Here is a 25,958-nt window from a genome sequence, read left to right on the forward strand (position 1 = left end):
GTCACTGCTCCATGCTCGGGGGGTTGAGGGGGACGTCGACGGACGGGAAGTCCGCGGAGTCGGTGGGGGTGACGACCAGGGCGCGCTTCTCCGTCGCCGACAGTCGTACGACGAGGTGGCGGCGCCAGTCGGCGTCGTCCCGGTCGGGGTGGTCCTCGCGCCAGTGGCAGCCGCGGGTCTCCGCGCGCCGTTGGGCGGCGGCGACCAGGACCCGGGCCACGCACAGCAGGTTGGTCGCCTCCCAGGTCTCCACCCCCGGTACGGCCGTCTTGCCGTGGCTCTCCAGCTCGCCCAGGGCCCGCGCGTACAGGGTTTCCAGGGCCTCGGCGGCCTCGGCCAGCGAGCCGGCCGACCGGAGCACGCCCGCGCCGTTCGTCATGATCCGCTGGATCTCGTGGCGGGCCTCGGCCGGCTGGAGGGGGCCGGTGGCGGGCGCGGGGGTCTCGGGCCGGCTGCCGGACGGCGTCCGGGCGATGATGTCGTCGGCGATCCGCTCGGCGAAGACCAGGCCCTCCAGGAGGGAGTTCGAGGCCAACCGGTTCGCGCCGTGCACGCCCGTGCAGGCCACCTCGCCGCAGGCGTACAGGCCGGGGACGGTGGTGCGGCCCTGGAGGTCCGTCCGGACGCCGCCGGAGGCGTAGTGCGCGGCCGGCGCGACCGGGATCGGCTCCGTCACCGGGTCGATGCCGTGGGACCGGCAGGCGGCCAGGATCGTCGGGAAGCGCTGCTCCCACATCTCGGCGCCGAAGTGCCGGGCGTCGAGGTACATGTGCGGGACGCCCTGCTCCTGCATGCGGCGCATGATGCCCTTGGCGACGATGTCGCGCGGGGCCAGCTCGGCCAGCTCGTGCTGCCCGGTCATGAAGCGGACCCCGTCCGCGTCGACGAGGTGGGCGCCCTCGCCGCGGACCGCCTCCGACACCAGGGGCTGCTGGCCCTCGGCGTCCTCGCCGAGGAACAGCACCGTCGGGTGGAACTGCACGAATTCGAGGTCGGAGACCTCGGCGCCGGCGCGCAGGGCGAGGGCGACGCCGTCGCCCGTGGAGACCGACGGGTTGGTGGTCGCGGAGAAGACCTGGCCCATGCCGCCCGTCGCGAGGATCACGGCCGGCGCGTGGACGGCGCCGACGCCGTCGTGCTGGCCCTCGCCCATCACGTGCAGGGTGACGCCGGCCGTGCGACCGGCGGCGTCCTGGAGGAGGTCCAGGACCAGTGCGTTCTCGACGGTCTCGATGCCGGCGGCGTGGACGGCCTCGACCAGGGCCCGGGAGATCTCGGCGCCGGTGGCGTCGCCGCCCGCGTGCGCGATGCGGCGGCGGTGGTGGCCGCCCTCGCGGGTCAGCTCTATCTCGCCGGTCTCCGCGGAGGTGTCGAAGACGGCGCCGGTCGCGATGAGTCGGCGCACCGCGTCCGGGCCCTCGGTGACGAGGAGCCGGACGGCCGCCTCGTCGCACAGGCCGGCGCCCGCGACCAGGGTGTCGTCCAGGTGCTGCTCGGGGGTGTCTCCGTCGCCGAGCGCCGCGGCGATGCCGCCCTGCGCCCAGCGGGTGGAGCCGTCGTCGAGCCGTGCCTTGGTGACCACGACCGTGCGGCGGCCCGCGGCGGCGCAGCGCAGTGCAGCGGTCAGCCCCGCGACACCGGATCCGACGACCACGACGTCCGCTTCGACGGCCCAGCCGGGCGCCGGGGCGTGCAGCCGTATGCCGGTTCCCTTGCCGCCGCCGGGCGCGGTGCCTCTGCCTGTGGTGCTCACGCGTGTGCTCCGAATTCCAATGGGATGTTGTCGATCAGCCGGGTCGTGCCGACCTTCGCCGCGACGGCCAGCACGGCCCGTCCGGTGAAGCCGTGGCCGACGTCGGCGAAGTCCTGGGGGTCGACCAGCGCCAGGTAGTCCAGCACCAGCGGCGGCTCGTGCCGGCCCGCCTCCTCCAGGACGTGGCGGGCCGCCGCCCGGACGGCGTCCGGCAGCCCGGAACCCGCCGCCGACACGGCGTGCGCGTCGGCGGAGGCACGGATCTCGCCGAGCCGGGCCAGGGCCGTCGCCCGCTCGTCGCTCGTCGGGGCGGCCTCGGCGCGGGCGCGCAGCGCGGCCTGGGCGGCGAGCCGGTCGCGGCCGGCGAACAGGGCCCGGGACAGGGCCAGGGCCGTGCGCCGTTCCTCGGCGGAGAGGTAGCGGTTGCGGGACGACAGCGCGAGGCCGTCGTCCTCGCGGACGGTCGGTACGCCGGCCACCTCGACGGGGAAGTTCAGGTCGGTCACCATGCGCCGGATCAGGGCCAGTTGCTGGGCGTCCTTCTGGCCGAAGAGGGCCAGGTCGGGGCGGGTGAGGTGGAGCAGCTTCGCGACGACGGTGAGCATGCCGTCGAAGTGGCCGGGTCGGGTGGCCCCTTCGAGGCGTTCGCCCATGGGTCCGGCCGCGACCCGTACCTGCGGGGCGCCGCCCGGGTAGACCTCGTCGACGGAGGGTGCGAAGACGGCGTCCGCGCCGGCTCCCGCACAGATCGCGAGGTCGGCGTCCAGGGTGCGGGGGTAGCGGTCGAGGTCCTCGTTCGCGCCGAACTGGAGCGGGTTCACGAAGACGGTCACCACGACCTGGCCCCGCGGGCCGGCTTCCGCGCGGGCGGCGCGGATCAAGGTGGCGTGGCCCTCGTGGAGGGCGCCCATGGTCATCACGACGGCGCGGCGGCCGGTCCGGGGGAGCTTTTCGAGCTCTTCGGCGGTGTTCAGCAGGAGCGGGCCGGTCATCGCTCGCCACCCTCCGGTGCGGCGGTGTCCTCGGCGCCGGTGTCCGCGAGGACGCCCAGCAGGTCCTCGGCGAGTTCGGGCTTGAGCAGGCCGTGCGCGAGGGCCCGGTCGGCGGTGGTGCGGGCCATCGCCAGGTATCCGGGGACGGTGGCCGGGGCGTGCTTGCGCAGCTCCGACACGTGCGCGGCTACGGTACCGGCGTCACCGCGGGCGACGGGCCCGGTGAGGGCGGCGTCGCCGGAACGCAGCGCGTTGTCGAGGGCCGCGCCGAGCAGCGGGCCGAGCATCCGGTCGGGGTGTTCGACGCCCGCCCGGGCCAGCAGCTCCATCGACTGCGCGACGAGGGTGACCAGGTGGTTCGCGCCGAGGGCGAGAGCCGCGTGGTACAGCGGGCGGTCCCCCTCCGCGATCCATTCGGGTTCCCCGCCCATCTCGATGACCAGGGCCTCCGCGGCGAGCCGCAGCTCGTCGGGGGCGGTCACGCCGAAGGAGCAGCCGGCCAGTCGCTGCACGTCGACCTCGGTGCCGGTGAACGTCATCGCGGGGTGCAGGGCCAGCGGGAGGGCGCCCGCCCGGCGGGCCGGGTCCAGCACGGAGGTCCCGTACCGGCCGGAGGTGTGCACGAGGAGTTGGCCGGGCCGGACGGCACCGGTCTCCGCGAGGCCCTCGACGAGGCCCGGCAGTGTGTCGTCGGGGACGGTCAGCAGGACCAGGTCGGCCCGCTCCAGCACCTGGGCGGGCGGCACGACCGGTACGTCGGGGAGCATCCGTTCCGCGCGGCGCACGGAGGCGTCCGAGACGGCGGACACGGCGACGGGTCGGTGTCCGGCCTGCTGGAGGGCCCGGGCCAGGGCGGGACCGACGCGTCCGGCGCCGACGACGCCGACGGCGAGCCGGGCGGGGCGGTCGGACGGATCCCGGGGCTCCGTCTGATGGGGTGCGTTCACGCGGGGAATGCCTTCCGTTCCAGTCCGCGGGGGGTACCGGACGATACGCCGCCATGCTAGCCCCTGGGGCGCGGGGGCGATCGGCGGCGATCGGCGATGATCAGGGGCATGACTGACGACGCGGAACGCGGGAAGCGGCTGGTGGCGGCGTGGCGCGGGGCCGATCGGGTCCTGTCGCACAGCCTGCTGGAACCCACGGTCGGCGAGCTGCTGGCGGGGCTCGCCGAGGCCCCGTACGACATGGACGCACCGGCCGACCTGTACGGCGACGGCGTCGTCGGCGACCTGGAACGCCGCGTCGCCGAACTGCTGGGCACCGAGGACGCCGCTTTCTTCCCCTCCGGGACGATGGCCCAGCAGATCGCGCTGCGGTGCTGGGCGGGACGCACCGGGAGCCCGGTGGTGGCCCTGCACCCCATGAGCCACCCGGAGCGTTGGGAGGGCGGCGCCCTGTCCGTCGTCTCCGGGCTGCGCGCGGTCCACCCGGTGGCGGAGGCCCGGCAGCCGACCGCCGCCGAGGTCCGGGACCATCCGGAGCCCTTCGGGACCCTGATGCTGGAGCTGCCGCTGCGCGACGCGGGGTTCCTGCTGCCGACCTGGGAGGAACTGACGGAGCTGGTCGGGGCGGCCCGGGAGCGGGACGCGGTCGTCCACCTGGACGGGGCCCGGCTGTGGGAGACCACCGTCCACTTCGGCCGTCCGTTGTCGGAGATCGCGGGGCTCGCCGACTCCGTGTACGTCTCCTTCTACAAGTCGCTGGGCGGCCTGAGCGGCGCCGCCCTGGCGGGCTCCCGGTCGTTCGTCGAGGAGACCCGGGTGTGGCGCCACCGGTACGGGGGGCAGATCTTCCGGCAGTTCCCGCAGGCCCTGTCCGCGCTGGCCGGCCTGGCCGGGGAGCTCCCCCGCCTGCCGTCCTACGTCGCGGCGGCCCGTACCGTCGCCGGGGCCCTGCGGGAGGGCTTCGCGGAGGCCGGGCTGCCCTGGTTCCGGGTCCATCCGGAGGTGCCGCACACCCACCAGTTCCAGGTGTGGCTCCCCCACGAGGCGGACCGCCTCACGGAGGCGGGGCTGCGCCTCGCGGAGGAGACGGGCACGGTGCTGTTCCGCCGCTGGTCGCCCGACGGGCCCCCGGGCCTCGCGATGACGGAGCTGGAGGTGACCGCGCCGGGCCTCGCCTGGACCGCGCACGACGTCCGGGACGCGGTGCGGGGGTTCCTGGCGCGGCTGGAGGCGTAGGCGGGTCCCGGCGGGTCCCGCCGGGCGGATCCGCCCCGCGGGATCCGGCGGTGATGCCGGGCGGGTCCGCCCTTTCGATGGTGGTGCCGGGCGGGTCCGCTCAGCAGGCCCTGCGGCGCAGCGGGAGCAGGCGGCGCAGCCTCGTGCGCCACCGGTGGCCGGCCGGGCGGCCGGCGAGGACGGAGCGGAACCGGGCCTCGGTGTGCAGGGCGCGCAGCGCGGCGACGTCGTCCCGGCCCGGGGGCGGAGGCATCGGCGTGCGGTGCTGGGAGGCCCGGTAGGTGTCGATGAGGTACTGCTCGATGGCGGTCATGCATCCACCCTCACCCCGTCGGGCGCAGCCCGCCCATCGATTGACGTTCCGCGTCAATCGATGCCCCCGACCTGCGACGGAGCCCTCGTGCGGGTCGCCCGGACGGCGGCGTCGCCCAGTGCACCCCGGGCCGCGGCGGCCCGGTGGGCCGGGCCAGAATGGGGCGATGAGCGTCACCATCGACATCGCCGGACTCCCCGTGGAGCGGATCGGCTTCGCGCCGTCCCCGCTCGCCGAGCTCTGCATGGCCCTGCACGCGCTCTCGCAGCCCGCCCACCACCCGGGGCTGAATTCCTGGACGGCCGCCACGACCGCTTCCCTCGATTCCTGCCTGGCGGACCGGTTGCTGGACGCCGACTTCATGTGGCGCAGTTCGTTCTCCGACATCTTCATGGCCTTCGCGGGCGTGCCCGGAGCGGGCCTGCCGGCGGCGACGCTGGCCGAGGAGCTCGACGTCCTCGACCGGATGGACGACGAGCGGTTCGTGATGGCCGCCCTGGAGCACTGCTGGCTGGCCCTCTACAACGAGGGCGGCGGCCCCTCGCCCCTGCACGATCCGGCGGCCCGGGCGAAGGCCCTGGACACGGCGGCGGCGCGCGGGCCGCGGCAGTTGGCGTTCTCGCTGCGGCTGATGGACGACACGGCCGGCGTACGGGTCTGGTTGCGACGGCTGTTGGAGGACTGCGACGAGGCGTTCTTCGCCGAGACGTGGCGCCGGATCGGGCCCCGGCAGAGCGCGGACGCCCGGCACAAGGCGGAGGTGCTGCGCCGCAAGGGCCTGCCGGCGGCGCTGCGGGAGGTGTCGCCGGCGCTGAGCGTCGACGGGGAGCAGCGGACGATATCCGTCGACAAGATGGTGCACGGGCAGGCCACCGCCACGGATCCGCGGCTCGGGGCCGGGCTGGTCTTCGTACCGACCGATTTCGGCTGGCCGCACCTGCTGGTGCTGCACGCGCCCGGCTGGCGTCCGGTGGTGCACTATCCGCTGGAGTCGCCGGAGCCGGCGTCCGCCCCGGGTTCGGTGGAGCTGCTCCAGCGGCGGATGGAGGCGCTGGCCCATCCGATGCGGATGCGGTTGTGCCGCAGTTTGGCGCGGGCCCCGTACACGACGAGCGAGTTGGCGACGGTGTACGGGATATCGGCGCCGGAGGTGTCCCGGCACCTGACGGTCCTGAAGAAGGCCGGATTGTTGCGTACGTGGCGCCAAGGCCGCTATGTCCAGCATCAGTTGGATCTGTCCGTGGTAGCGCGGATAGGCTCCGATTTCATCGAGGGCATTCTGCGCTGACCTTTTTCCGGACGCCGGCCTGATTTGTTCGGCGGAGACTCACCGATATACGGATTTCACAAACCGGAAGCAGTGAAAACTCTGGCGAGGGACGCCCGTTGGTGCCTAACGTGCGTCCACCACTCCCCCACGCACCGTGCGATGCGCACCTGCTGTGAAAGGACCTTCATGCCCTCTCGCCGTATAGCCGCAGCCACCGCCGCACTGGCGGCCGCGGCCCTCGTCTCCCCGCTGATGCTCGCCGGACCCGCCGGTGCCACCGGCAGCCCGCAGAGCGACGCCGCCCGGGGTGACGCGCTGGCCAAGAAGCTGGTCCAGGAGGCGACCGGGAAAGGCGCCAACAACCACCTGAAGGTCTTCCAGTCGCTCGCCGACTACAACAACGGAAATCGGGTCGCGGGTTCCAAGGGCCACGTGCAGTCGGCGCAGTACGTCGAGGCCGTGCTGAAGGGCGCCGGTTACAAGGTCACGAAGAACGAATTCGACTTCGTCTACGTCGAGGCCATCGCCGAGAAGCTCGCCGTGAACGGCGACAACGGGCGCGACATCCCGATCCACTTGATGACGTACACGGCGAGCGGCCCGGAGGAGGGCGTGACCGCCCAGGTCTCGGTCGTCCCGGTGGACGCCGACGGCACGAACGGTTGCGAGCCCGGCGACTTCGCGGCGGGCGCCTTCACGGGGAAGATCGCCCTCGTCCAGCGCGGCGGCTGCACCTTCGCGGTGAAGCAGGAGAACGCGGCGGCGGCCGGCGCGGTCGGCACGATCATTTACAACAACACCGACGGCGCCCTGAACGGCACCCTCGGCGACGCGAACGCGGGCAAGGTCCCCACCGGCGGCATCACGAAGGCGGACGGCGAGAAGCTGGCCGCCGAGGTGGCGGCAGGCCCGGTCGAGGTGACCCTCGACATCCGCGAGCTGCGCGAGAACCGCAAGACGTACAACGTGATCGCCGAGACGAAGGGCGGCGACGAGAACAACACCGTCTTCCTCGGCGCGCACCTGGACTCGGTCGCGGCCGGACCCGGCATCAACGACAACGGCTCCGGTTCCGCCGGCATCCTCCAGGTCGCGCAGCGCCTGGCGAGCCAGCAGACGAAGATCAAGAACAAGGTCAAGTTCGCCTGGTGGTCGGCGGAGGAGTACGGCCTGCTCGGCTCCGAGGCGTACGTCGCCTCCCTCACCGAGGAGCAGAAGAAGCAGATCAAGCTGTACCTGAACTTCGACATGATCGGCTCGCCGAACGCCGCCTACTTCGTCTACGACGGCGACGACTCGGACGCGACGGGCGCGGGCCCCGGCCCGGAGGGTTCGGCGCAGCTGGAGAAGGGGATCACCGACTTCCTCGACTCCAAGAACATCCCGCACGAGGGCACCGACTTCTCGGGCCGTTCGGACTACGGCCCGTTCATCGAGGTCGGCATCCCGTCGGGCGGTACGTTCACCGGCGCCGAGGGCATCAAGTCGCCGGAGCAGGCCGCGAAGTTCGGCGGTCAGGCCGGTGTCGCCTACGACGTGAACTACCACGGCAAGGGTGACGACATCACGAACATCGACCAGAAGGCGCTCGACATCAACGTCGACGTCATCGCGAACGCGGTCGGCCACTACGCCCACGACCTGGCCCCGCTGTCGCAGCCGGTCGTCTCGCAGCCGACCACCCCGGGCACGGGCAGCGGTGGCGGCCTGCACGAGGGCCACGGCCACGAGGTCACCAAGTAACGACGAGGTCGCCGAGCGGCCGGGGCCGGGATTCCCTCAGGGGGTCCCGGCCTCCGCCGCGTCCCCGGCCCCGGTGGCGGTGGCGGTGGCGGACCCGATCCCGCCCGGCCAGGCCCGGACGCCGACCGGCTGCACCAGCCAGCCGAAGTCGCCGAGGCCCCCGCTCGCGGTGAGCTCCGCCGCCTCGCCCGCCGCCGACAGGGCGCGGACGTACGCCGCCGGGTCCGTGGAGGCCAGGGCCAGCGGGGGCCGGCCGCCCGAGACGCCCAGGGCGCCCAGGGCCTCGCGCTGGGTGAGCAGGGTCGCGCCCGGCCCCGCGCAGGCGTCCAGCGCGACGTGCGCGGTGACGTCGCAGCTCCCGTCCGGGACGGGGGCCACCTCCCGGCCCGCCCGGAAACCGGTCAGGGTGCCGTACGGGGGCCTGGCCTCCCGGGTGTGGCAGTAGTCGACGGCCACCGCGAGGCCCCGGTCCAGAGTGGCGACGGCCGCCGCCCAGGCCTCGTCCCGGGGCCGGCCGATCTCGGCCCGCCCCGACCGCAGGCCGTCCGGCCACCACCGCTCCAGCCAGGCCCGATCGGCCGCGTCCGGGGGGCCGCCGGGACTCTCCGTACCGTCGGCGGCCACCAGGACGTACCGGCCGTCCTCCACGACGTCCAGCGGCACGTTGTCCAGCCATTCGTTCGCGAAGAGCAGCCCGGTCGTCCCCCGAGGGGGCTCCGCCACCCACCGGATCCGCGGGTCCGGCCCGCCCGGGGCCGCCGCGTCCGGCGCCTGCGCGCGCTCCACGGCGTACGGGCGCACCCGGGCGGCCGTGCCGGCCGGCAGGGCCGCGAGGACGCCGGTCAGCAGCTCGCCCCGGCCCGCCCCCACGTCCACCAGGTCGAGCCGCGCGGGCCGGCCCAGCTCGGCGTCCACGGCGTCCAGCAGACCGGCCACGGCCCGCGCGTACAGCGGGGAGGCGTGCACGGACGTGCGGAAGTGCCCGGCGGGGCCGGGGCCCGGGCGTACGTAGAACCCGCCGGGGCCGTACAGCGCGGCCTCGGCCGCCGGCCGCCAGCGGACCGGCCCGCGGGTGTCGTCCTGAGCGCTCATCAAACGAAGGTTAGGCTCACCCTCCACCTTGCGGAGTACACCCCCGTCACAGGGATCGCTCCTGTGGTTGACTCCAGCACCTATCTCCGTTCCCTACTCTGGGTGACGTGCAGCGCCTCTACGATTTCATCCGCAGACACCCGACGGGCGTCGACAGCTTCTGGGCTGTCCTCTTCTTCGGGATCTCGATGATCGCCGTGGTGGACAACCCCGAGCCGAGCACCGCGCTGCGCCTGGCCACCGTGCCCGTCGTGGTCGCGCTGACGGCCGCCCTGGCCCTGCGCCGCAGGTGGACGCAGGCCATGTTCTGGACGACGGTCGGCGCGGGCGTCTGGCAGTTGGCCCTCGGCATCGAGGCGCAGATCTTCGACATCGCGATGCTGGTCGTGCTGTTCACCGTCGCCGCCGGGGACGTCCCGCGCTGGGTGTCACGCGCGGCCCTGGGCGTCGGGCTGCTGGCATCACCCGTGTACTTCCTGCGTTTCGGCGTGGACAAGGGGCTGAGCTTCACCCAGAGCGTCACCTTCGCGCTGATGGTGATCGTCCCGTTCGCCCTGGCCTGGGTCACGGGCGACTCGCTGCGCACCCGGCGGGCGTACTACGCCCAGCTCGTGGAGCGCAACCAGCGGCTGGAGAAGGAGCGCGAGGCACAGGCGAAGGTGGCGGTGGCCGCCGAGCGGGCCCGCATCGCCCGCGAACTGCACGACGTCGTCGCGCACAACGTGTCGGTCATGGTCGTCCAGGCCGACGGCGCCGCGTACGTCATGGACGTGGCCCCCGAACAGGCCAAGGAGGCCCTCCAGACGATCTCCGGGACGGGCCGCCAGGCCCTCGCCGAGATGCGCCGCCTGCTGGGCGTGCTGCGCACCGGCGAGCCGCAGGACTCCGAGGACTACGTGCCCCAGCCGGACGTCGAGCAGATCGAGGTCCTGGTCGAGCAGGTCCGGGCGTCCGGTCTCACGGTGGACTTCGTCGTCGAGGGCACCCCCCGCAAGCTGCCGAGCGGCGTCGAGCTGACCGCGTACCGGATCGTGCAGGAGGCGCTGACGAACACGCGCAAGCACGGGGGCCCCGAGGCCGGGGCGAGCGTCCGGTTGGTCTACTTCGACGACGGGCTGGGCCTGCTCGTCGAGGACGACGGCCGGGGCGCGGCACACGAGTTGTACGAGGACGGCGGCGCGGACGGCGCCGGACACGGTCTGATCGGCATGCGGGAGCGCATCGGTATGGTCGGGGGAACCCTGGACGCGGGACCGCGGCCCGGCGGTGGCTTCCGCATCAGTGCTTTGCTCCCGCTCAAGAAGAGGTAGAGGTATTCACCGATGTCCATCCGAGTGATGCTGGTCGACGACCAGGTGCTGCTGCGCACCGGCTTCCGGATGGTGCTCGCCGCCCAGCCGGACATGGAGGTCGTCGCCGAGGCGGGGGACGGCCTGGAGGCGCTGGAGGTGCTGCGCGCGACGAAGGTCGACGTGGTGCTGATGGACGTCCGCATGCCGAGGCTCGACGGGGTCGAGGCGACCCGGCGGATCTGCGAGCCGGAGGAACACCCGAAGGTGATCATCCTGACCACCTTCGACCTGGACGAGTACGCCTTCTCCGGGCTGAAGGCGGGGGCGAGCGGGTTCATGCTGAAGGACGTCCCGCCCGCGGAGCTGCTGGCCGCGATCCGCTCCGTGCACAGCGGGGACGCGGTCGTGGCACCGTCGACGACCCGGCGGCTGCTGGACCGCTTCGCCCCGATGCTGCCGACGACGACGAACGAGCCGAAGAACAAGGACGTCGAGCGGCTGACGGAGCGCGAGCGCGAGGTCATGCTGCTGGTCGCCCAGGGCCTGTCGAACGGCGAGATCGCGGCCCGACTGGTCCTCTCGGAAGCCACGGTCAAGACGCACGTGGGCCGCATCCTGACGAAGCTGAGCCTGCGCGACCGGGTCCAGGTCGTGGTCCTGGCGTACGAGACGGGCCTGGTCCGCGCGGGCGGCCTGTAGCGGCGGCTCCGGCAGCTACCCGGCGGTGGGGACCGAGGTGCGCAGGTGGGCCAGCAGGATGCCCAGGGTGTCCCAGCCGGCCGGGTCGGTGCCGTCGCCGAGCGGATAGTGCAACCCGGGCCGGCGGGCCGGACCGACCTGCGCGGGCTTCAGGGGCAGCGGGGGTCGCCGGGCGAAGGTCAGGCCGGTCCCGGCGACTCCGGCGCCGCCCAGGGTGAACGACACGGGCAGCGGCGGCGACGCGATCCGCGGGGCCGCGCTGGGGTCCCGGCGGGCCGGGCCGGCCGATACGAGCATGCTGATCAGGCCGTGTCGGGCCACGAGCTCCTCCGCGAGCTCGGGCAGCGCGGCGAGCGGTGGTTCCTCCGTCGGGCCGTGGCCCAGGGACAGGGTGACGTCCTCCTCCACCCCGCCGGCCGTCCGGGTCACGCGCAGGGTCGCCAGCGCGGGCCGCTCCGGCCGGCCGACGACGGTGATCAGCGTCGGCTCGGGGACCCGGCGGCGCGCCAGGTCGGTGAGCAGTCGGGGGGACCAGGGCAGGTTGACCGGCTCGGCGGTGCCCCAGCCGGCGGGCGGCTCCCCGGTCAGGATCCGCCAGGCGGCTTCCAGGGAGCGGCCTAGGGTGAGTTCCTCCTCGGCGGGGTGCTCCGTACGGAACGAGACGGTCAGGCGGCGTTCGCCGGGTGCGTCGGGCCGGGTGAAGGCCTCGGCGGCGCGGGCCCGCCCGGCCTCGTCGCGGATCGGGGCGAAGGTGCCGTCCTGCCAGGAGAGGACCGCGCCGGACAGGCCGTCGTAGTAGCCGCCCCCGTCCTGCACGACCCACCGGTTGGGGGCGCCGGTCAGCGCGTTGCGCAACGGCAGGCTGAGCCGGCAGTGGGCGGGCGTGACGATGTGCAGGGCCGCGCCGAACGCGGCGGTGGTCCGCAGGACGTCCGACAGCCAGGCCGTCAGCGGGATCACGGGCCGGTCGGCGAGGACGACGGCGGTGGACCCGGTGACCACGTCGACGGTGGGCAGCGCGCCGACGGGCGCGGGCGCCGCCGAGGCCGCGGAGGCGATCTCCACGCCGCCGACGCTGCCGGCGCCCTCGGGCCAGACGGCGCCGCCGAGCACCTCGGCGAGCCGGCCCGCGACCGCGCCGGCGAGTGCGGCCGCTTCGGGAACGGCGGTGGACGCGCGGGTCTCCGTCCACCAGACGGGCGTCGCGGACGGCGTCCCGAGGAGGCGCTCGGTCTCCCCGGGGACCTGGACGAGTACCGGGGCCTCCACGGAGACCAGTGGCCGGCCGCCCGCTCCGAGGAGCTGGATGACGGCGCCGTCCTCGGACGGCGAGACGTCGAGGTCGCCGCCGCCCGCCGCGAGGGCCACCAGCATCGCGGTCGTGTCGGGCATGGCCGGGGTGAGGGCGATGACGTCCTTGGTCACGGTGCTTCCCGGTCGGCGTGGGGAGCCTGCTCGGACGGCGCGGGAACGGTCGGGCCGGGAACGGTCGGGCCGGTCGCGGCGGCGCTGCTCAGCGCGGTCTGCACGATCTGGTGCGGCCGGCCGCGGCGGACGAGCTTGCCCCGGCCCGGTGGCTGCGCGCTCGCGTACAGCTGCGGGAACAACTGTCCCTCGGAGCGTTCGCCGCTCATCACCAGCGCGGCGGTGCCCGATTCGCGCAGGGTCGTCATCAGCGGTTCGTACAGGGCCCGGGAGGATCCGGCGACGCGGCGGGCCAGCACGAAGTGCAGCCCGATGTCCTGCGCGGACGGAAGGTAGGGCACGAACGCCTGGAGGGGCTGCTGCCCCGCGGTGGTCAGGATGTCGTAGTCGTCGACGAGGACGACGATGCGCGGGCCTGTGAAGCCGGGACCCTCGCCCGGTTCGGCGTCCGGGTCGATGCCGTCCTCCGGAAGCCGCTTGTCGAGTTCCTTGGCGATGCCCGCCGACAGCGCGAACGCGATCTTCGCGTTGTGCGCGTACCCGCCCCGGTAGGGCTCGGGCACCACTCCGCGCAGACCGCGCCGCGGATCGTAGACGGCGAAGACCAGCTCGTCCTCCCCGTAGCGGGCGATGAGTTGGCGGGCGATCAGGGCGAGGAGGTTCGTCTTCCCGCACTCGTTGTCACCGAGCACCATCAGGTGCTGGTCCTGCTCGAAGAGGTCGAGGAGGACCGGCGCGAGGACGTCCTGGTCCACGCCGATGGGGATCCGGTACGGCTCGTCCTGCGGGGACGGCAACCGCTCGGCGGGCAGCCGCGCGGGCAGGACCCGTACCGGGGAGGCCAGGTCGCCGTGCCAGGTGGCGCGGACGGTGTCCGCGGCTTCCTCCAGGGCAGCGGCCAGGTCGGTGTTCCCGGTCCGGGAGTCGATGCGGGGCAGGGCGACCTGAGCGAACAGCTTTCCGTCGGTGAGGACCCGGCCGGGGGTGTCCGGGGACAGGGTTTCGGACAGCTTGCGGTCGATGGCCGAGTCGGAGGGATCGCCGAGGCGGAGCTCGACACGTCCGCCGAACAGGGACTGGTTGGCGATGCGGACGTCGTTCCAGCGGAGCATCCCGGCGACGACGTGGATGCCGTAGCCGCCGCCGCGCTTGAGGAGGTCGGTCACGGCGTCGTCGAGTTCGTCGAACTCCTCGCGCAGGGCCCCGTACCCGTCGACGATCAGCACGATGTCGGTGGAGGTCAGCTCGGGCAACCCGCCCCCTGAGCGCAGCCGGCGCAGCTGGTCGACGGAGTCGATGGAGTGCTCGCGGAACAGTTGCTCGCGGGCGGACAGCATGCCGCGTACCTCGGCGACCGTTCGGGCGGCCCGTTCGCGGTCGGCGCGCCCGGCGATCCCGCCGACGTGCGGGAGCCCGGCGAGCGCGGCGAGGCCGCCGCCGGCCAGGTCGAGTCCGTAGATCCCGACCTGCTGCGGGGTGTGCGTGAGGGCCAGGGAGAGCGCGAGGGCGCGCAGCAGGGTGGTCTTGCCGGACTGGGGGCCGCCGGTGACGGCGGTGTGGCCGCCCGCCACGGTCAGGTCCAGTTCCCACGGGCCGCGCCACTGCCGGGCGGGGTCGTCGAGGACGCCGAGGGGGACGCGCAGCGGGCGGCGTTCGTCGCCGTCCAGGCGCAGACCGCCGCCGGTGACGGAGAGCGGTCCGGCGGCCGCGTCGAGGGAGATCGCGTCGGGCAGCGGTGGCAGCCAGATGCGGCGGACGGGCGGGGCGGCCGCGGCGAGCTGGTCGACGATGACGGACAGCACGCTGGGGCCGGTCTCGCGGACGGTCGCGGCGGGCTTGTCCTCGCCGTCGTCGGGGGCGGCGGTCGTGGCGCGCAGGGTGTTGAAGGTGGGGTAGGCCAGGGCGAGGGGGCCCCGCTCGTCCTCGCGGTCGGCGGCAGGACCGCGGTGGCGGCCGGAGACGTAGCCGGCCTTGAAGCGGGTGTAGGTGGAGGTGTCCACCTTGAGGTAGCCGAAGCCGGGCAGCGGCGGCAGCATGAAGGCGTCGGTGGTGTCGAGGACGGTGCGCGATTCGTCGGCGGAGAAGGTGCGCAGGCCGAGCCGGTACGACAGGTAGGTGTCGAGGCCCTTGAGCTTGCCGCCCTCGATGCGCTGGCTGGACAGCAGCAGATGGACGCCGATGGACCGGCCGATACGACCGATGGACAGGAACAGGTCGATGAAGTCGGGCTTGGCGGTGAGGAGTTCGCCGAACTCGTCGATGACGACGAACAGGTGCGGCAGGGGCTCCAGTTCGGGCTTCTCGGCGCGCAGGACGGCGTAGTGGCCGATGTCGGCGACGTTCCCGGCGGCCTTGAGGACCTGCTGGCGGCGCTTGACCTCGCCGGCGAGGCTCGTGTGGACGCGTTCGACGAGTCCGGCCTGGTTCTCCAGGTTGGTGATGACCCCGGCGACGTGCGGGAGCTGCGCGAAGGGTGCGAAGGTCGCGCCGCCCTTGTAGTCGACGAGGACCATGGCGAGGTCCTCGGGCGAGTGGGTGGCGACCAGCGCGAGGACGAGCGTGCGGAGCAGCTCGCTCTTGCCGGAGCCGGTGGCGCCGACGCACAACCCGTGCGGGCCCATGCCCAGCTGCGAGGACTCCTTGAGGTCCAGCAGGACGGGACCGTGGCGGTCGTCCACGCCGATGGGCACGCGCAGGAAGTCCCGTTCGCCGCGCGGCGCCCAGAGGCGCTCCACGTCGAGGGCGGCGGGGTCGGTGATGCCGAGCAGGCCCATGAAGTCGACGGGACCGGAGACGGGGGTGCCCTCGGCTACCGACTCGGCGGACAGCCGCAGCGGGGCGAGCATCCGGGCGAGGCCCTCGGCGGTGGCGGGCGCGAGCGCGTCGGTGAGGCCCTCGGCGGCGGGGCCGTGCGGGGTGCGCAGATCGCGGACGGTGACGCGGGAACCGTCGACGGTGATCCGTATCGTCACCGCGTCGGGCTCGTGCACCTGCTCGGCGAGGAGGTGGAGCACGGTGGTGTTCATGTCGGTCAGGCCCACCGCGCTGTCGGGGCGCGGCAGGTCGACGGCGTTCTCGCCGTACTCGTCGCTGACGACGAGGAGCCGGCCGGCCAGTCGCAGCGCTCCCCGGTCGGACAGGCCGCGGCGGACCTCGGCGGCGTAGGAGGCCCGGCGGCGCAGGTCCGCGCCGAGGACGTCGGCCAGCTGGGACAGGCCGGGGGCGATCCGGCGGGCGGGGACGGGGCCGTCGAGTTCCTGCGGATCGAGGACGTGGGGAAGCCACTTGACCCAGTCCCAGTCGGCAGCGAGGCGTTCGCCCGGAACTCCGAGAGCGATGGCGACGTCGTCCGGGGCGTGCAGGACCGCGGTGTGGACGAGCAGGGCGCGGGCGACGCGCAGGACGCCTTCGCGGTCGCCGATGATGCTGACGTTCCCGGCACGGTCGAGGGGGACCGTCAGCGGGAAGTCGCCGGCCCGCTCGAAGCGGGACATCAACGCGCCGGCCTCGTTGAGCATGAACCGGTCGGGCGGGGTCAGTACCCCGCCCGCGCCCGGGGCGAGGCCGAGGCTCTGGACGGCGACGGCGCCGGTGCCCAGGCGCGGCCGCAGGAAGTCGGGGTCGGTGCGGCGGCGTTCCCACAGGCGGGCGGGGTCCCGTACGAGGTCGTACAGGGCTTCCGGCGGCGGGTTGAGGCGGCGGGCCTCGGTACGCAGTTCTCGTTCGCGGGCGCCGAGTTCCTCGCGCTGTTCCTCCAGGTACTCCAGGTAGCGCTCGCGCTGGGCGCGCCGGGTGCGCTGGGCCTTGCCGCGCTGGGACCAGAACAGGGCGACGGCGCCGAGCAGGGCGATGACGAGGACGATCGCGCCGATGGCGGCGAACTGGCTGTTGCGGACGACGGTCATCATGACGACCGAGCCCATGACGCCGGCCATCGGCAGCAGTGCGGTGGCGGGGCTGCCGATCTTGCCCTCGGGAAGGTTGGGCGGAGCTTCGACGGTGCGGGGTTCGGCGGGGGCGGGGGGCAGGGTGCCCCGGGCGGGCCGGTGGACCAGGTGCTGCGTCACCGGGCGGCCCCGGCTCCGGCCGCCGGGAGCGCGACCGCCCGCTGGAGGACTTCCGCGGCGAGCCGGACGGCGGCCTGCCGGGTTTCGGCGCCGAGGAGTTCGGTGCGGACGGCGCCGCCGGAGGCGAGGTGCCGGTCGTACGGCAGGACGACGACCCCGGCGCCCGTTTCGCGCAGGGTCGCGGCGGCCTTGGCCAGGTCCACGGCCGGGTGCGGGAACTGCGAGGTCAGGACGACCACGGTGCGCGGCAGGACGGGCACGGGCAAGGAGCCGAGCCAGTCGAGGACGGCGTGGGTGGAGACGATGCCCTCCGTGGTGGCGGGGGCGGTGAGAACGCGGGCGTGCGCGGTGTCCAGGGCGGTGCGCGCCACTTCGCCGGGCAGGGTCTCGCAGTCGACGACGGTGACGCCGAAGTAGCGGCGCAGCGCGACCATGACGGTCCGGTAGGTGGCGACGTCGACCTGCGCGCCGATCCGGCCCTGGCTGCCGGGCAGCAGCCAGCCGCCGTCGGCGAGCGGCACGAGGTAGCCGGTTACGTCGGTCAGTTGCATGGAGGGGCGGACGATCTGCGCGAGGTCGCCGACGGTCCAGCGCAGGGACGGGACGCCGAGCCGGACGGGGAGGGTGCCGAGGGCGGCGTCGGCTTCCAGGGTCAGCACCGGGTCGTGACGGAAGTGGTTGTAGGTGCGGCTGAGCAGGGCGGTGACGGTGGTCTTGCCGGAGCCGCCGCGGATGCTGGTGACGACGATGTGGCGGCCGGTGGTGACGGGCTGCTGCACCCGCGTCGCCAGTTCCGTCTCGGCGGCCACGGCCCGGGCGACGGAGGAACCGAGCGCGCCGCGCAGGGTCCGCAGGGTGCGCCGCACCATCGGGTCACCGTGCCGGGGCCGGCCCGTGGGGGTTTCGGAGCCGGCGACCGGGACGGTCTCGGGGGCGGCGCGGGGCGCGGCCGGGCGAGGGGCGGGAGCCTGCTGCCGGGGCTGCTCGGCCTGCTGGGGATGCTGGGGCCGCTGCGCCTGCCGCGCCTGCTGCGGTGCGGCAGCGGGCTCGGGGGCCGCGACGGGGGTCCCGGTCAGCTCGCCCAGGACCCCGGCCTGCCAGTCGTCGCGCTGGTTCATGTCTGCCATGTCTGAGAAACAACCCCTACGCGAAGGTGCCGAGCAGCCGCCCGTACACGCCGAACACCCCGATGAGCAGCGGGAACAGCACGATGACGCCGACGGACTCGGCGGCGTCCCCGATCCGACGCAGCCTGACCCGTACGTGCTCGGGCGGCTGCACGGCCAACACCCCGAGCGCGATCAGTGCGAAGCCCAGCAGCGTGGCCAGGGGTCCGGCGGAGCCGGACCGCCCGGCCCACACGAGCAGCGCGGCCACGGTCACGGCGCCCCCGGCCAGCAGGAGCGCCACCACCTCCGCGACGAGCGGGAACGCCCGTGCGCGCAGCCACAGAACGGCGGCTACGGCCACGGCCAGCGACACCGTCCACACATCGGGGTCCCGCAGCGCGAGCACCCCGGCCGCGGCCGCCGAGGCGGCGGTGGCGAGGGTGGCCAGCACCAGGCCCCGGTGGGTGGCGCCGAGGGCGGTCGCGACCTCGTACCGGCTGACGGAGACCCCGCGGGCCCGCCGGTCGTCGAGCCCGGTCAGTCCGGCGGCGGCCAGCGCGAGGCGCGGCAACAGTCCGAGCAGCACCACCGAGGCCACGGCGAGCACGGCCCCGGTGCGGGCCGCGTCGCCCTGGAACAGGGCCACGCCCTCCCACATACCGGTCAGACCGGCGACGGCCACCGCCCCGACGAACCCGCCCCGCCCGAGGGACGTGAACCACCCCAGCAGCGCGAGCCCCACGGCCAGGGCGCCCGACACGGCGGCGAGCCGCCCCATGCCGCCCCAATGCTGGGCGTCGCCCATGGTCCACGCCCCGAGCACACCGGTCACGCCCGCCGTGGCGAGCAGCGCCGCGGCGAGCCCGGACTGCTTCAGCCGGCCCGACAGCGCCCCGGCCACCGCGCACACACCACCGGCCGCGAGCAGGGCCGCGGCCACCGCACCCGGCGCGAACTCCCGCCGGGCGAACCACCCGGCGAGCAGCACCCACCCGACGAGCCCGGCCCCGGCGGTGACCCGCCGCGCCGACGCCCGCCAGCGCCAGGACCGTACGTCGAGGTCCTCGGCCGCCTCGTCGGTGACGTCGTGCACCACGGGCGCGGACGGCGAGTCCTGCACCCGCACGAGCCGCAGCACGGCCCCGTCGGTGACGCCCGAGTCGGCGAGGGAGGTGTCGTGTTCGAGTACCGACCCGTCGCCGGTCACCAGGTGGCGGAGCATCGGCTGCGCCGCCACCCGGTCGTCCAACAGTCTTATGACATCGGGCAGGAGCCGCCCGACGGGTTCATGGGAGGGCAGTACGAGATCCATCCGTCGGCGCTCACCGACCAGGGTGACCCGACTCAGTGCCGACCCGCTCGTCGTCCCCGTACTCACCACGCGTTCGAACCTATCACCGAGTGCTGACCTGTCCCGGGGTGCCGGTCTTGCCCATCAGCCGGTTCGAGACGAACGACCAACCGACGCAGCCGGCACACAACACGGCAGCGATGACCAACCCGGCGACCGCCTTGCCGATCCGCTCGTCGGCCATCCGACGCCCGCGCTGGGCCCCGAACAGCACGGCGTCCCGCAGCCGCCGGCGCCGTACCGCGACCGACTCCAGCAGCTGGCTGTCGTAGTCCTGCGCCGCCATGACGCTGCCCCTTCCTGTCGGCCCCCGACGCTAGTACGCCGCCGCTCCCCCGCGAAACCCGCCCGAAGCCGGCCTCCCGCCCCGAGGACGCCCTCACCCCCGCACGGTGTTCCGTGCGGCACGACCGGGCTCGCGTCCCGGCGGCCTCCACCGGCCCCCCGACCTGACGGACCGCATGTGATCGCCCCCGACGACCCCGACCGGCACTTGCGCCCACGACCGGGAGGTGATCACGGCTCCGGCTCCGCCGCCGCGTGCTGCTGCCCGATGAGCCGGGCGGCCTCCAGCTCGTCGACCGTGACGAGCCCGGCGCCCCGCACCGCCTCGTCCGAGGCGGGAATCAGATCCGTCGGCTCCCAGCGGAGATCGCGGCCGAGGGACTGGTCCGTCGGCCCGTCCCGCCGTACGCACCGCCGCAGCAGCGGCCGCAGGCCGTCCGCCGAGGTGTAGTACGTGACCCGTCCGTCCACGTCGAGCGCGTCGAGGACGATGTCGCTCAGGTCGGTCACGGGCGGGTTGCCCGCGCAGGCCCCCAGCGGGCCGGGGCGGATCAGCACACCCGTCAGGTCGATGAAGCCGGCATCGTCGCGGGCGAACTCGCCGCCCCGCTCCCAGAACAGGAGCAACGGCTCGTAGAGGTCGGGAAGGCCGGCGAAGGCCTCCGGCTCCCGCCCCCGGAGTTCCGCCAGCCGCACCGCCCCCGAACAGGTGCTCCGCACCTCACCATCGGAAGGACGGCGCAACAATTCCGCGAGCTCCTCGGCCACTGCCGGGGAGAGCCGGAAGTCGGGATCCACGTACGGGGTGACATCGGAGAGCAGCCAACTGCCCCGGCCGCCGTGGGCCCGGGACCACACGGCCGCCCGCCGCAGGTATTCACGGAACAGCACGCGACGCGACCCGACGTGGCCGAACGCGAAGTCCCACTCGCCCGCCCACTCCACCGCCCGAAGCCGGTCCAGCACGGCGCGGGCCGCTCGGTCGGTCACTCGAACCCCCTTCCCTTCACGGCATCGGCGCTCCTGATCGAGCGCCGGCAGCGCCGGCGCCTCGAACGCGCCCGCTTCGGCCGCCGAACTCGCCTCGGGCCGCCCACCGCGAGCCGGTGGGCGGCCAGGACCGCGTAGGCGGACAGCAGATCGGACAGGCAGCTGAAGGGCGCGGGCTGCCTCGCCGTCGCGGCCCCGTCCACCGGGCAACAGGCGTACGGGCCATCAGGGCATTGCCCCCGCCCCGTACGTCACGGCTTCGACGACGGATGCTCCTGCCGCGCCAGCTGTCCCAGCTTCCAGAACTCGTCCACGTCGGTCGCCCGGTCCGCCTCGGGCCGCCCGGCCACAGGATCGGCGGGAAGCCGTCCGAGTTCGACGAGCGCGGCAGCCGGGGACAGCCCCCGGTCGTAGGCCGCCTGCAGCCGGTCCAGCCAGACCAGCCCGGCCCGGTAGGCGTCCAGGTCCGCCGCGTCACGCGGCTCGAAGCTCGCGGCAGCCTCGGCATCCGAGGCCCACAGATACCCCAGCACCTGCTCGGACCCTGCGATCGGAACGTACCGAACGGCCCCGGACGCCTGCCGTCCGTAGCCGGCCGTGAACTTCGGGGTCTGACTGAAGATTCCGTTCCGGTAGGGGATCTCGAAGCTCCCCCACACATCGGAGGCGGAGCCGTCGTCTTCGTAGTGGTTCTCGACCCCCGATTCGGTCGGAACCGCGAACCAGGTGGCGTCGTCGGGGTCGATCTCGACATCGAGTGCCTCCGCGATCCCTGCGAGGGCGGACGCCAGGCGCGGCCGGTTCGCGGCGAACACCGCCTCCTGCGCGCGACCCCGCAGATCGAACGGCATCCACGCGTCGCAGAAGGTGGTCAGCGCCACGTGGAAGTAGCCCTCGGACACCTCCGCGCCGAGCGCGAAGAGGCCTTCGACCGCCTCGGCGCCGGTCCCGGTCTCCACGATGCCGTCGCACCGGGCGTACAGATCCACGCCCCCGATCTCACCGGGCGCGATGCCTTGCCGGATCCGCTCCACCAGCGCCTCGGCCGGCGGCGGGTCCTCCGCGGTATCCGCAGCCGCCTTGCGCAGAGGAAGATCCGCTCGGAACAGGATGCTCCGGCGGCCCATCTCGGGAACCTCCACGGTCACGCGCCCGCCGTGCGGCGTCGCGAGCCGGTGCCGGTCCAGGACTTCGAGCGTCAGGAGGAACCGGTGTACGGCCTCGCGGACCAGATCGGTGTCATGGCCGAATTCCCCCCACGACCACTGCGCGACGGGTGTGCCGGCGATCAGGGGAGCACCCTGACCTTCGCGCCCCGATGGTTGAGCCATGCCTCCAGTTCGCCGCCGGCCAACTGCCGCCGCTCATCGGCCTCCATGACGACCGCCGGCCCGAAGATCGTCCCCGAAAGGCCCCGGACCAGCGTCCGGTCGTCGAGAACCACCTGCAGGAACGTGTGCGAAACCGAGGCGTCGGACAGGTCGGCACCCCGCAGGTCCACGTCGTCCAACGATGCGGAATCGAGTACGGCCCGAACGAAGGAAGCGCCCCGGGCATCCACGGAGTACACGTCCGCACTCCCCAGATCCGCCCCGTCGAGCACCGCACCGCGCAACGAGGCCCCGTCCAGGACGGACTTCACCAAAGACGCCCCCGAGAGATCCGCACCGTCGAGAACCGCACCCTCAAGATGTGCCCGATAAAGATCCGCACCAGCCAGTCGGGCCCCCCGGAGAACTGCCTCCGTCAGGAGTCCGTCCGCCAGGTCCGCCCGCGACAGATCGACGAGCGACAGGTCCAACCCCGCGGCATCAAGCACCGCGACATCACCATCGACCCAACCTCTCAGTACAGTTGCGGCCTCTTCTTCGGCAGGCCATGCTGCCACGGCGCGGCGGGGATCACGGGTACCAGACAACTCGATCACTCCACCCATGTCGATCGACGATCGCCATCAGGTCGTCGATCGCCGCCTGATTGGCATTTCGCACATCAAGAATGACGATGCGATTCTGCGTCATTTGCTTTTCAATCTTCCTCACCCAGCCCTGATTGTTGGCCGGGTCATACGCACCCTTGAAAGGCATTGACTTGTCTCGGGTGTTGTTGAGAGGAGGCCAGTCGGAGTGTACTCCCTTGATGTCGTAGAACTCTCCCGTACCGGGCGAATAAAGGTCTCCCTGATTGTTACCCGGAGGGCGCTGAATATCAGCAGGAACCTTGCCCTGCTCCCGCAGGTCGAGAGCCACCCGCGCCTCGTCCATCTCGGACGGCGCCACCTTCCCCTTGTGGTCGGGGTCGTGCTTGAGCACATCGAAGTCGTCGATGTAACGCTGCTCCAGATCACCAAGGTGTTCGTCCAGTGCCGCCCGCTCATCCACGGAGAGCTCACGCGAGGGAACATTCGTGCCCTCTCCACCGTGGGACGGAACAGCGTCGCCCTGGTGCGGAATACCCGGCCCGTCGCCGTGGCCAGAGCCCGGAGACGGAGTGTCACCGTGACCGCCGCCCGTACCCGGGCCGTCGCCGTGCCCGGCGCCGCCCGTGGGGGTGGTGTCGGTGTGGGTGCCGGCGCCCGTCGGGTTCGTGGGGTCGGTGTGGCCGTTGTGGGCCGTGTTGTCCGCGACGCCGCCCGGGGTGTGCGTCGCCGCTCCCGCCGGGGTGTGGCTCGTGACTCCGCCCGGGGTGTGCGACACCGCTCCGCCCGGGGTGTGGGCACCCACGCCGACCGGGACCTCCTGGCGTACGGGAACCTCCGCCAGGGGGTGGTCGGGGCCCTTGGGGACCGAGGTGAGGTCCTGTTTCGGGACGCCGTTGTGGTCCAGGAGCTGGTGGGTGGCCTTGTCGTAGTACTGAGGGCGTCCCAGGGAATCGTCGAGGAGACGCACCGTGTCGTCCGGGTGCGGGAAGGTCACGCCCCCGGGCGCCTCCGCCTTGGGAAGGTCCTTCCACACCACGTCATCGACCTTCGGGAAGGCCCCGTCCATCTTGCCGAAGTTCGCGAACAGATCGCCGACCTTCAACTTCGCCAACGAGCCGGCCTTGCCGATGTACGTGATCGGGTCGATCAGCCGACCGGCCTTGCCCGCCGCGGAGATCACCTTCGCGACACTGCCCGTCTTCGCCACCGCACCCGCGCCGCCCGTGAACACCATCGTCAGCACGTTGAACGTGACCGCACCCGCCGCACGAGCCGGGTTCTTGCCCCACTCGTCCCACGCGACCAACGCCTTGCCGGTCTCCTTCATCGCCGTCCGCGAATCCCTGAGCCAACCCGGCAGATCCTTCTCATCGGCCGTCCAGAACTGAATGGCCGTGCCCGGATTGATGCTCAGGGCCAGACCCGTCGCGAGCTTCGCCAGCCCCGTCCAGGCCTGCCCCATCGCGTCCAGACCACCGAAACCGACGAGCGTTCCCAGGCCCTTGATCGTGCCCCACACACCGTCGACGATCAGGCCGTCCCACACGAACGACTTGACCCAGTACCCGATCTCCCACGCCCGGTGGGTCTCCTCCAACTGCGAACCCCACGGCAGGTCCTGCGCGTTGTTGAGGTCCTCCCCCTTGTACCCGTACATGTTCGCGCCATGACTACCGTCATCCGTCGTCAACGGCGGCGCACAGTACAACGCACGGATCTTGTTCGCACACGTCCGCTCCGCCGCCCAGAACGCCGACACCGCCGCGTTGACATCGTGGATCAGATCATTGTTCTCATCGATCTTGTCCCCGTCGTCCTTCCAGTGCTCATCCCCGGCGATCTTCCCCGTGAAGGTCGTCGCCTTCGCCTGGAGCTCCTTCAACCGCGCCACGATCGGCCGCGCCTCGGTGACGTACTCGCCCAACGCCTTCGCCGCCGACTCCAACTGATCGGCGAAGAAATCACTGTCCGTCTTCACCGGCTTCGTCGTCGCGAACAGCTGCGCCGCCTCCGGCGCCGTGTAGAACGCGGACAAACCCTGGAACTCGGCATCCACGTTCGACCCGGCATCACGGAACGTCCCCGCCGCCGAATCCAACTTCGCCCGGTCCGACTCCAACGCCGCCAGGTCACCCGTGAACTGCGGGATCGTGCACGGATTGATCGGTACGTGATCCGTCACTTCCGACCCGCCCCCGGCAGGTCGATCTTCGGTTCCTTCAGCGCCTCGCGCTGGGCGTTGGCCGCCTGCTCCAGGTTGCCCTGGACGTAAGCCGTCGTCGCCGCGATGGCCCCGTTGACGGAGGCCGACGTACGGGCTCCGATGAACTTGAGGCGCTGGTCGTGGGCGTCCATGAGGCCGCCCAGCGCGGCGGCGATCACACCCATGCCGCCGCCCTCGCCGGCCGTGGACCCGCCGCCCGAGATGGTCCCCGCGTGCTTCGCCGCGTCCGGCAGCGCCGTCTGCAGCGACTTGCCGGCCGTCTGGAAGCCGCCGGCGGCCGTGACCGTCTTGTTCACGACCCCTTGTACGCCGGACGGTTTGATGTCCCAGTCCATGGCCTACCCCCGTTCTCCCGAATTCCCCACGTCAGCCGCAACCGTCCGAGCGAGCGGCTAAGGGCTGTCCCGTAATCCCCGGTGGATCGGCGCACGGCGTCGGATGCGGTGCCTCGCAAGGCGGAGGAGCACCCTCATACCGGGCGTATTCGGGCGTTCCGACAACGCGGCGAGGTGCCGTAGCCGGCGTCGTGCGCCCGCCGGGAATTACGGGACAGCCCTTAGCCGATCCCGTCCACGGCCGCCTTGGCCTTCTGCAGCGTCGCCTGCGCCGTCGCGTCGTTCTGCTCCAGCGTGGTGCGCACGAGGCGGATGATGTTGCGCACCTCGTTCGCGGCCTTGTTCCAGCGGGCTTCCTTGCCGTGGTACTCGTCGGAGACACCGTCGGCCGTGAACTCGGCCATCGCCGCCTTCACCGCCGTCTCGCGGTCGCCGAGCACCCGCTCCAGTTGGCCGATGATCCCGGCCAGACCGCCCTGCACCTCCACGGAGGCGCCGGTGTCGTAGGAAGTGCGGTCCTGGTTCTGTCCCATGTGTCGAGTCCCCCGGGGCTCAGCGCGCGCCGAAGCGAGCGGCGTCGAAATTCGCGGTGCCCATGTTCTGGTGGGCGTTGTCCCCCTGCTCGGTGGCACCCGTGGTGAACGAGGTGTCCATGCCGGCCTGACCGCCGAGGATCGCGCGCAGCGAGGCGTTCAGCTCGGTCGTGATCGCGTCCGACCGCTGCTTGAAAGAGTCGAAGGCGATCCGGCCGGTGCCGTTGAACTTGCCCTCCAGCGGGTCCGCCGCGGCCACCAGCAGCTTGATCAGCGTGCCCAGGTCGTCACTGGATCCCGTCGTGGCCTTGCCCAGGTCGGACAGCGTGGTGCCACCCATGTCGAACTTCATCCAGCCACCCCTGACGTGTCGTTCCGTCA

At 73.0% G+C, this 25,958-nt stretch carries 22 protein-coding genes; 5 read left to right on the forward strand and 17 right to left on the reverse strand.

Annotated features, from left to right (window positions below):
• Position 1: 1 nt before the first annotated feature.
• Genes ACZ58N_RS31300 through ACZ58N_RS31310 form a run of 3 tightly spaced genes read right to left on the reverse strand, consistent with a single transcriptional unit; the run spans position 2 to position 3,692 of the window.
• Positions 2–1,753, reverse strand: a complete 1,752-nt coding sequence (locus ACZ58N_RS31300) for an L-aspartate oxidase (RefSeq protein ID WP_471166694.1) — start codon at positions 1,751–1,753, stop codon at positions 2–4.
• Positions 1,750–2,745, reverse strand: coding sequence for a pantoate--beta-alanine ligase (gene panC / locus ACZ58N_RS31305; RefSeq protein WP_471166697.1), 996 nt, complete (start codon positions 2,743–2,745; stop codon positions 1,750–1,752). The genes ACZ58N_RS31300 and panC overlap by 4 nt, the downstream gene beginning before the upstream one ends.
• Positions 2,742–3,692: a Rossmann-like and DUF2520 domain-containing protein gene (locus ACZ58N_RS31310; protein ID WP_471166700.1), complete on the reverse strand. Its 951-nt coding sequence runs from the start codon at positions 3,690–3,692 to the stop codon at positions 2,742–2,744. Before ACZ58N_RS31310 ends, panC begins: the two co-directional genes overlap by 4 nt.
• A gap of 108 nt (positions 3,693–3,800) precedes the next feature.
• Between ACZ58N_RS31310 and ACZ58N_RS31315 the strand changes: the two genes are divergently transcribed.
• A complete protein-coding gene (locus ACZ58N_RS31315; protein WP_471166702.1) occupies positions 3,801–4,928 on the forward strand; it encodes a threonine aldolase family protein in 1,128 nt (375 codons plus the stop codon).
• Between the two features lie 100 nt (positions 4,929–5,028).
• On the opposite strand, the gene ACZ58N_RS31320 is transcribed toward ACZ58N_RS31315, so the two are convergent.
• The gene (locus tag ACZ58N_RS31320) at positions 5,029–5,241 is read right to left on the reverse strand and encodes a hypothetical protein (RefSeq protein WP_471166705.1); all 213 of its coding nucleotides are present in this window, start codon (positions 5,239–5,241) and stop codon (positions 5,029–5,031) included.
• Positions 5,242–5,407: 166 nt separating this feature from the next.
• On the opposite strand from ACZ58N_RS31320, the gene ACZ58N_RS31325 reads away from it, so the two are divergent.
• Entirely contained in the window at positions 5,408–6,529 is a 1,122-nt protein-coding gene (locus tag ACZ58N_RS31325; RefSeq protein ID WP_471166707.1) for a DUF5937 family protein, read from the forward strand.
• Positions 6,530–6,697: 168 nt separating this feature from the next.
• On the forward strand, positions 6,698–8,254 hold the full coding sequence (locus tag ACZ58N_RS31330) for a M20/M25/M40 family metallo-hydrolase (protein WP_471166709.1): 1,557 nt from the start codon (positions 6,698–6,700) through the stop codon (positions 8,252–8,254).
• Positions 8,255–8,290: 36 nt separating this feature from the next.
• Here the strand turns inward: ACZ58N_RS31330 and ACZ58N_RS31335 are convergent, their stop codons facing one another.
• Entirely contained in the window at positions 8,291–9,346 is a 1,056-nt protein-coding gene (locus ACZ58N_RS31335) for an SAM-dependent methyltransferase (protein WP_471166712.1), read from the reverse strand.
• Between the two features lie 107 nt (positions 9,347–9,453).
• On the opposite strand from ACZ58N_RS31335, the gene ACZ58N_RS31340 reads away from it, so the two are divergent.
• Entirely contained in the window at positions 9,454–10,656 is a 1,203-nt protein-coding gene (locus ACZ58N_RS31340; protein ID WP_471166714.1) for a sensor histidine kinase, read from the forward strand.
• Positions 10,657–10,668: 12 nt separating this feature from the next.
• Positions 10,669–11,337: a response regulator transcription factor gene (locus ACZ58N_RS31345; RefSeq protein ID WP_319196060.1), complete on the forward strand. Its 669-nt coding sequence runs from the start codon at positions 10,669–10,671 to the stop codon at positions 11,335–11,337.
• Between the two features lie 15 nt (positions 11,338–11,352).
• Here the strand turns inward: ACZ58N_RS31345 and ACZ58N_RS31350 are convergent, their stop codons facing one another.
• The 12 genes from ACZ58N_RS31350 to ACZ58N_RS31405 all read right to left on the reverse strand — a co-directional run bounded on the left by ACZ58N_RS31350 (position 11,353) and on the right by ACZ58N_RS31405 (position 25,929).
• Positions 11,353–12,762 carry a DUF6177 family protein gene (locus ACZ58N_RS31350; protein ID WP_471166718.1) on the reverse strand — a complete coding sequence of 470 codons (1,410 nt, stop codon included), beginning with the start codon at positions 12,760–12,762 and terminating at the stop codon, positions 11,353–11,355.
• A complete protein-coding gene (gene eccCa, locus ACZ58N_RS31355; RefSeq protein ID WP_471166720.1) occupies positions 12,759–16,829 on the reverse strand; it encodes a type VII secretion protein EccCa in 4,071 nt (1,356 codons plus the stop codon). Before eccCa ends, ACZ58N_RS31350 begins: the two co-directional genes overlap by 4 nt.
• Positions 16,826–17,956 (reverse strand): hypothetical protein, encoded by a 1,131-nt coding sequence (locus tag ACZ58N_RS31360; RefSeq protein WP_471166722.1) that lies wholly within the window; start codon positions 17,954–17,956, stop codon positions 16,826–16,828. Before ACZ58N_RS31360 ends, eccCa begins: the two co-directional genes overlap by 4 nt.
• Positions 17,957–17,972: 16 nt before the next feature.
• Positions 17,973–19,319 (reverse strand): type VII secretion integral membrane protein EccD, encoded by a 1,347-nt coding sequence (gene eccD, locus ACZ58N_RS31365; protein WP_471166725.1) that lies wholly within the window; start codon positions 19,317–19,319, stop codon positions 17,973–17,975.
• A gap of 13 nt (positions 19,320–19,332) precedes the next feature.
• Positions 19,333–19,575: a hypothetical protein gene (locus ACZ58N_RS31370; RefSeq protein ID WP_471166727.1), complete on the reverse strand. Its 243-nt coding sequence runs from the start codon at positions 19,573–19,575 to the stop codon at positions 19,333–19,335.
• Positions 19,576–19,805: 230 nt separating this feature from the next.
• On the reverse strand, positions 19,806–20,564 hold the full coding sequence (locus ACZ58N_RS31375) for a hypothetical protein (protein ID WP_471166730.1): 759 nt from the start codon (positions 20,562–20,564) through the stop codon (positions 19,806–19,808).
• A gap of 251 nt (positions 20,565–20,815) precedes the next feature.
• Positions 20,816–21,895: a hypothetical protein gene (locus ACZ58N_RS31380; RefSeq protein WP_471166733.1), complete on the reverse strand. Its 1,080-nt coding sequence runs from the start codon at positions 21,893–21,895 to the stop codon at positions 20,816–20,818.
• A complete protein-coding gene (locus ACZ58N_RS31385; RefSeq protein ID WP_471166736.1) occupies positions 21,853–22,500 on the reverse strand; it encodes a pentapeptide repeat-containing protein in 648 nt (215 codons plus the stop codon). The genes ACZ58N_RS31380 and ACZ58N_RS31385 overlap by 43 nt, the downstream gene beginning before the upstream one ends.
• Positions 22,466–24,667, reverse strand: coding sequence for a hypothetical protein (locus tag ACZ58N_RS31390; protein ID WP_471166738.1), 2,202 nt, complete (start codon positions 24,665–24,667; stop codon positions 22,466–22,468). The genes ACZ58N_RS31385 and ACZ58N_RS31390 overlap by 35 nt, the downstream gene beginning before the upstream one ends.
• Complete coding sequence (locus ACZ58N_RS31395) at positions 24,664–25,044, reverse strand: DUF6507 family protein (protein ID WP_471166741.1); 381 nt, start codon at positions 25,042–25,044, stop codon at positions 24,664–24,666. The genes ACZ58N_RS31390 and ACZ58N_RS31395 overlap by 4 nt, the downstream gene beginning before the upstream one ends.
• A 221-nt stretch (positions 25,045–25,265) precedes the next feature.
• Positions 25,266–25,577, reverse strand: a complete 312-nt coding sequence (locus ACZ58N_RS31400) for a pore-forming ESAT-6 family protein (RefSeq protein WP_362878921.1) — start codon at positions 25,575–25,577, stop codon at positions 25,266–25,268.
• Between the two features lie 19 nt (positions 25,578–25,596).
• On the reverse strand, positions 25,597–25,929 hold the full coding sequence (locus tag ACZ58N_RS31405) for a hypothetical protein (protein ID WP_471166887.1): 333 nt from the start codon (positions 25,927–25,929) through the stop codon (positions 25,597–25,599).
• Positions 25,930–25,958: the final 29 nt, after the last annotated feature.

It is taken from the genome of Streptomyces sp. NPDC040432 (genome assembly GCF_055595445.1).

Coding starts and splice junctions, on each gene's coding strand:
- ACZ58N_RS31345 (WP_319196060.1), top strand. CDS start 10,669: ATGTCCATCCGAGTGATGCTGGTCGACGACCAGGTGCTGCTGCGCACC.
- ACZ58N_RS31360 (WP_471166722.1), bottom strand. CDS start 17,956: ATGGCAGACATGAACCAGCGCGACGACTGGCAGGCCGGGGTCCTGGGC.
- ACZ58N_RS31400 (WP_362878921.1), bottom strand. CDS start 25,577: ATGGGACAGAACCAGGACCGCACTTCCTACGACACCGGCGCCTCCGTG.
- ACZ58N_RS31325 (WP_471166707.1), top strand. CDS start 5,408: ATGAGCGTCACCATCGACATCGCCGGACTCCCCGTGGAGCGGATCGGC.
- panC (WP_471166697.1), bottom strand. CDS start 2,745: ATGACCGGCCCGCTCCTGCTGAACACCGCCGAAGAGCTCGAAAAGCTC.
- ACZ58N_RS31395 (WP_471166741.1), bottom strand. CDS start 25,044: ATGGACTGGGACATCAAACCGTCCGGCGTACAAGGGGTCGTGAACAAG.
- ACZ58N_RS31320 (WP_471166705.1), bottom strand. CDS start 5,241: ATGACCGCCATCGAGCAGTACCTCATCGACACCTACCGGGCCTCCCAG.
- ACZ58N_RS31385 (WP_471166736.1), bottom strand. CDS start 22,500: ATGGGTGGAGTGATCGAGTTGTCTGGTACCCGTGATCCCCGCCGCGCC.
- ACZ58N_RS31380 (WP_471166733.1), bottom strand. CDS start 21,895: ATGGCTCAACCATCGGGGCGCGAAGGTCAGGGTGCTCCCCTGATCGCC.
- ACZ58N_RS31330 (WP_471166709.1), top strand. CDS start 6,698: ATGCCCTCTCGCCGTATAGCCGCAGCCACCGCCGCACTGGCGGCCGCG.
- ACZ58N_RS31315 (WP_471166702.1), top strand. CDS start 3,801: ATGACTGACGACGCGGAACGCGGGAAGCGGCTGGTGGCGGCGTGGCGC.
- ACZ58N_RS31370 (WP_471166727.1), bottom strand. CDS start 19,575: ATGGCGGCGCAGGACTACGACAGCCAGCTGCTGGAGTCGGTCGCGGTA.
- ACZ58N_RS31335 (WP_471166712.1), bottom strand. CDS start 9,346: ATGAGCGCTCAGGACGACACCCGCGGGCCGGTCCGCTGGCGGCCGGCG.
- ACZ58N_RS31405 (WP_471166887.1), bottom strand. CDS start 25,929: ATGAAGTTCGACATGGGTGGCACCACGCTGTCCGACCTGGGCAAGGCC.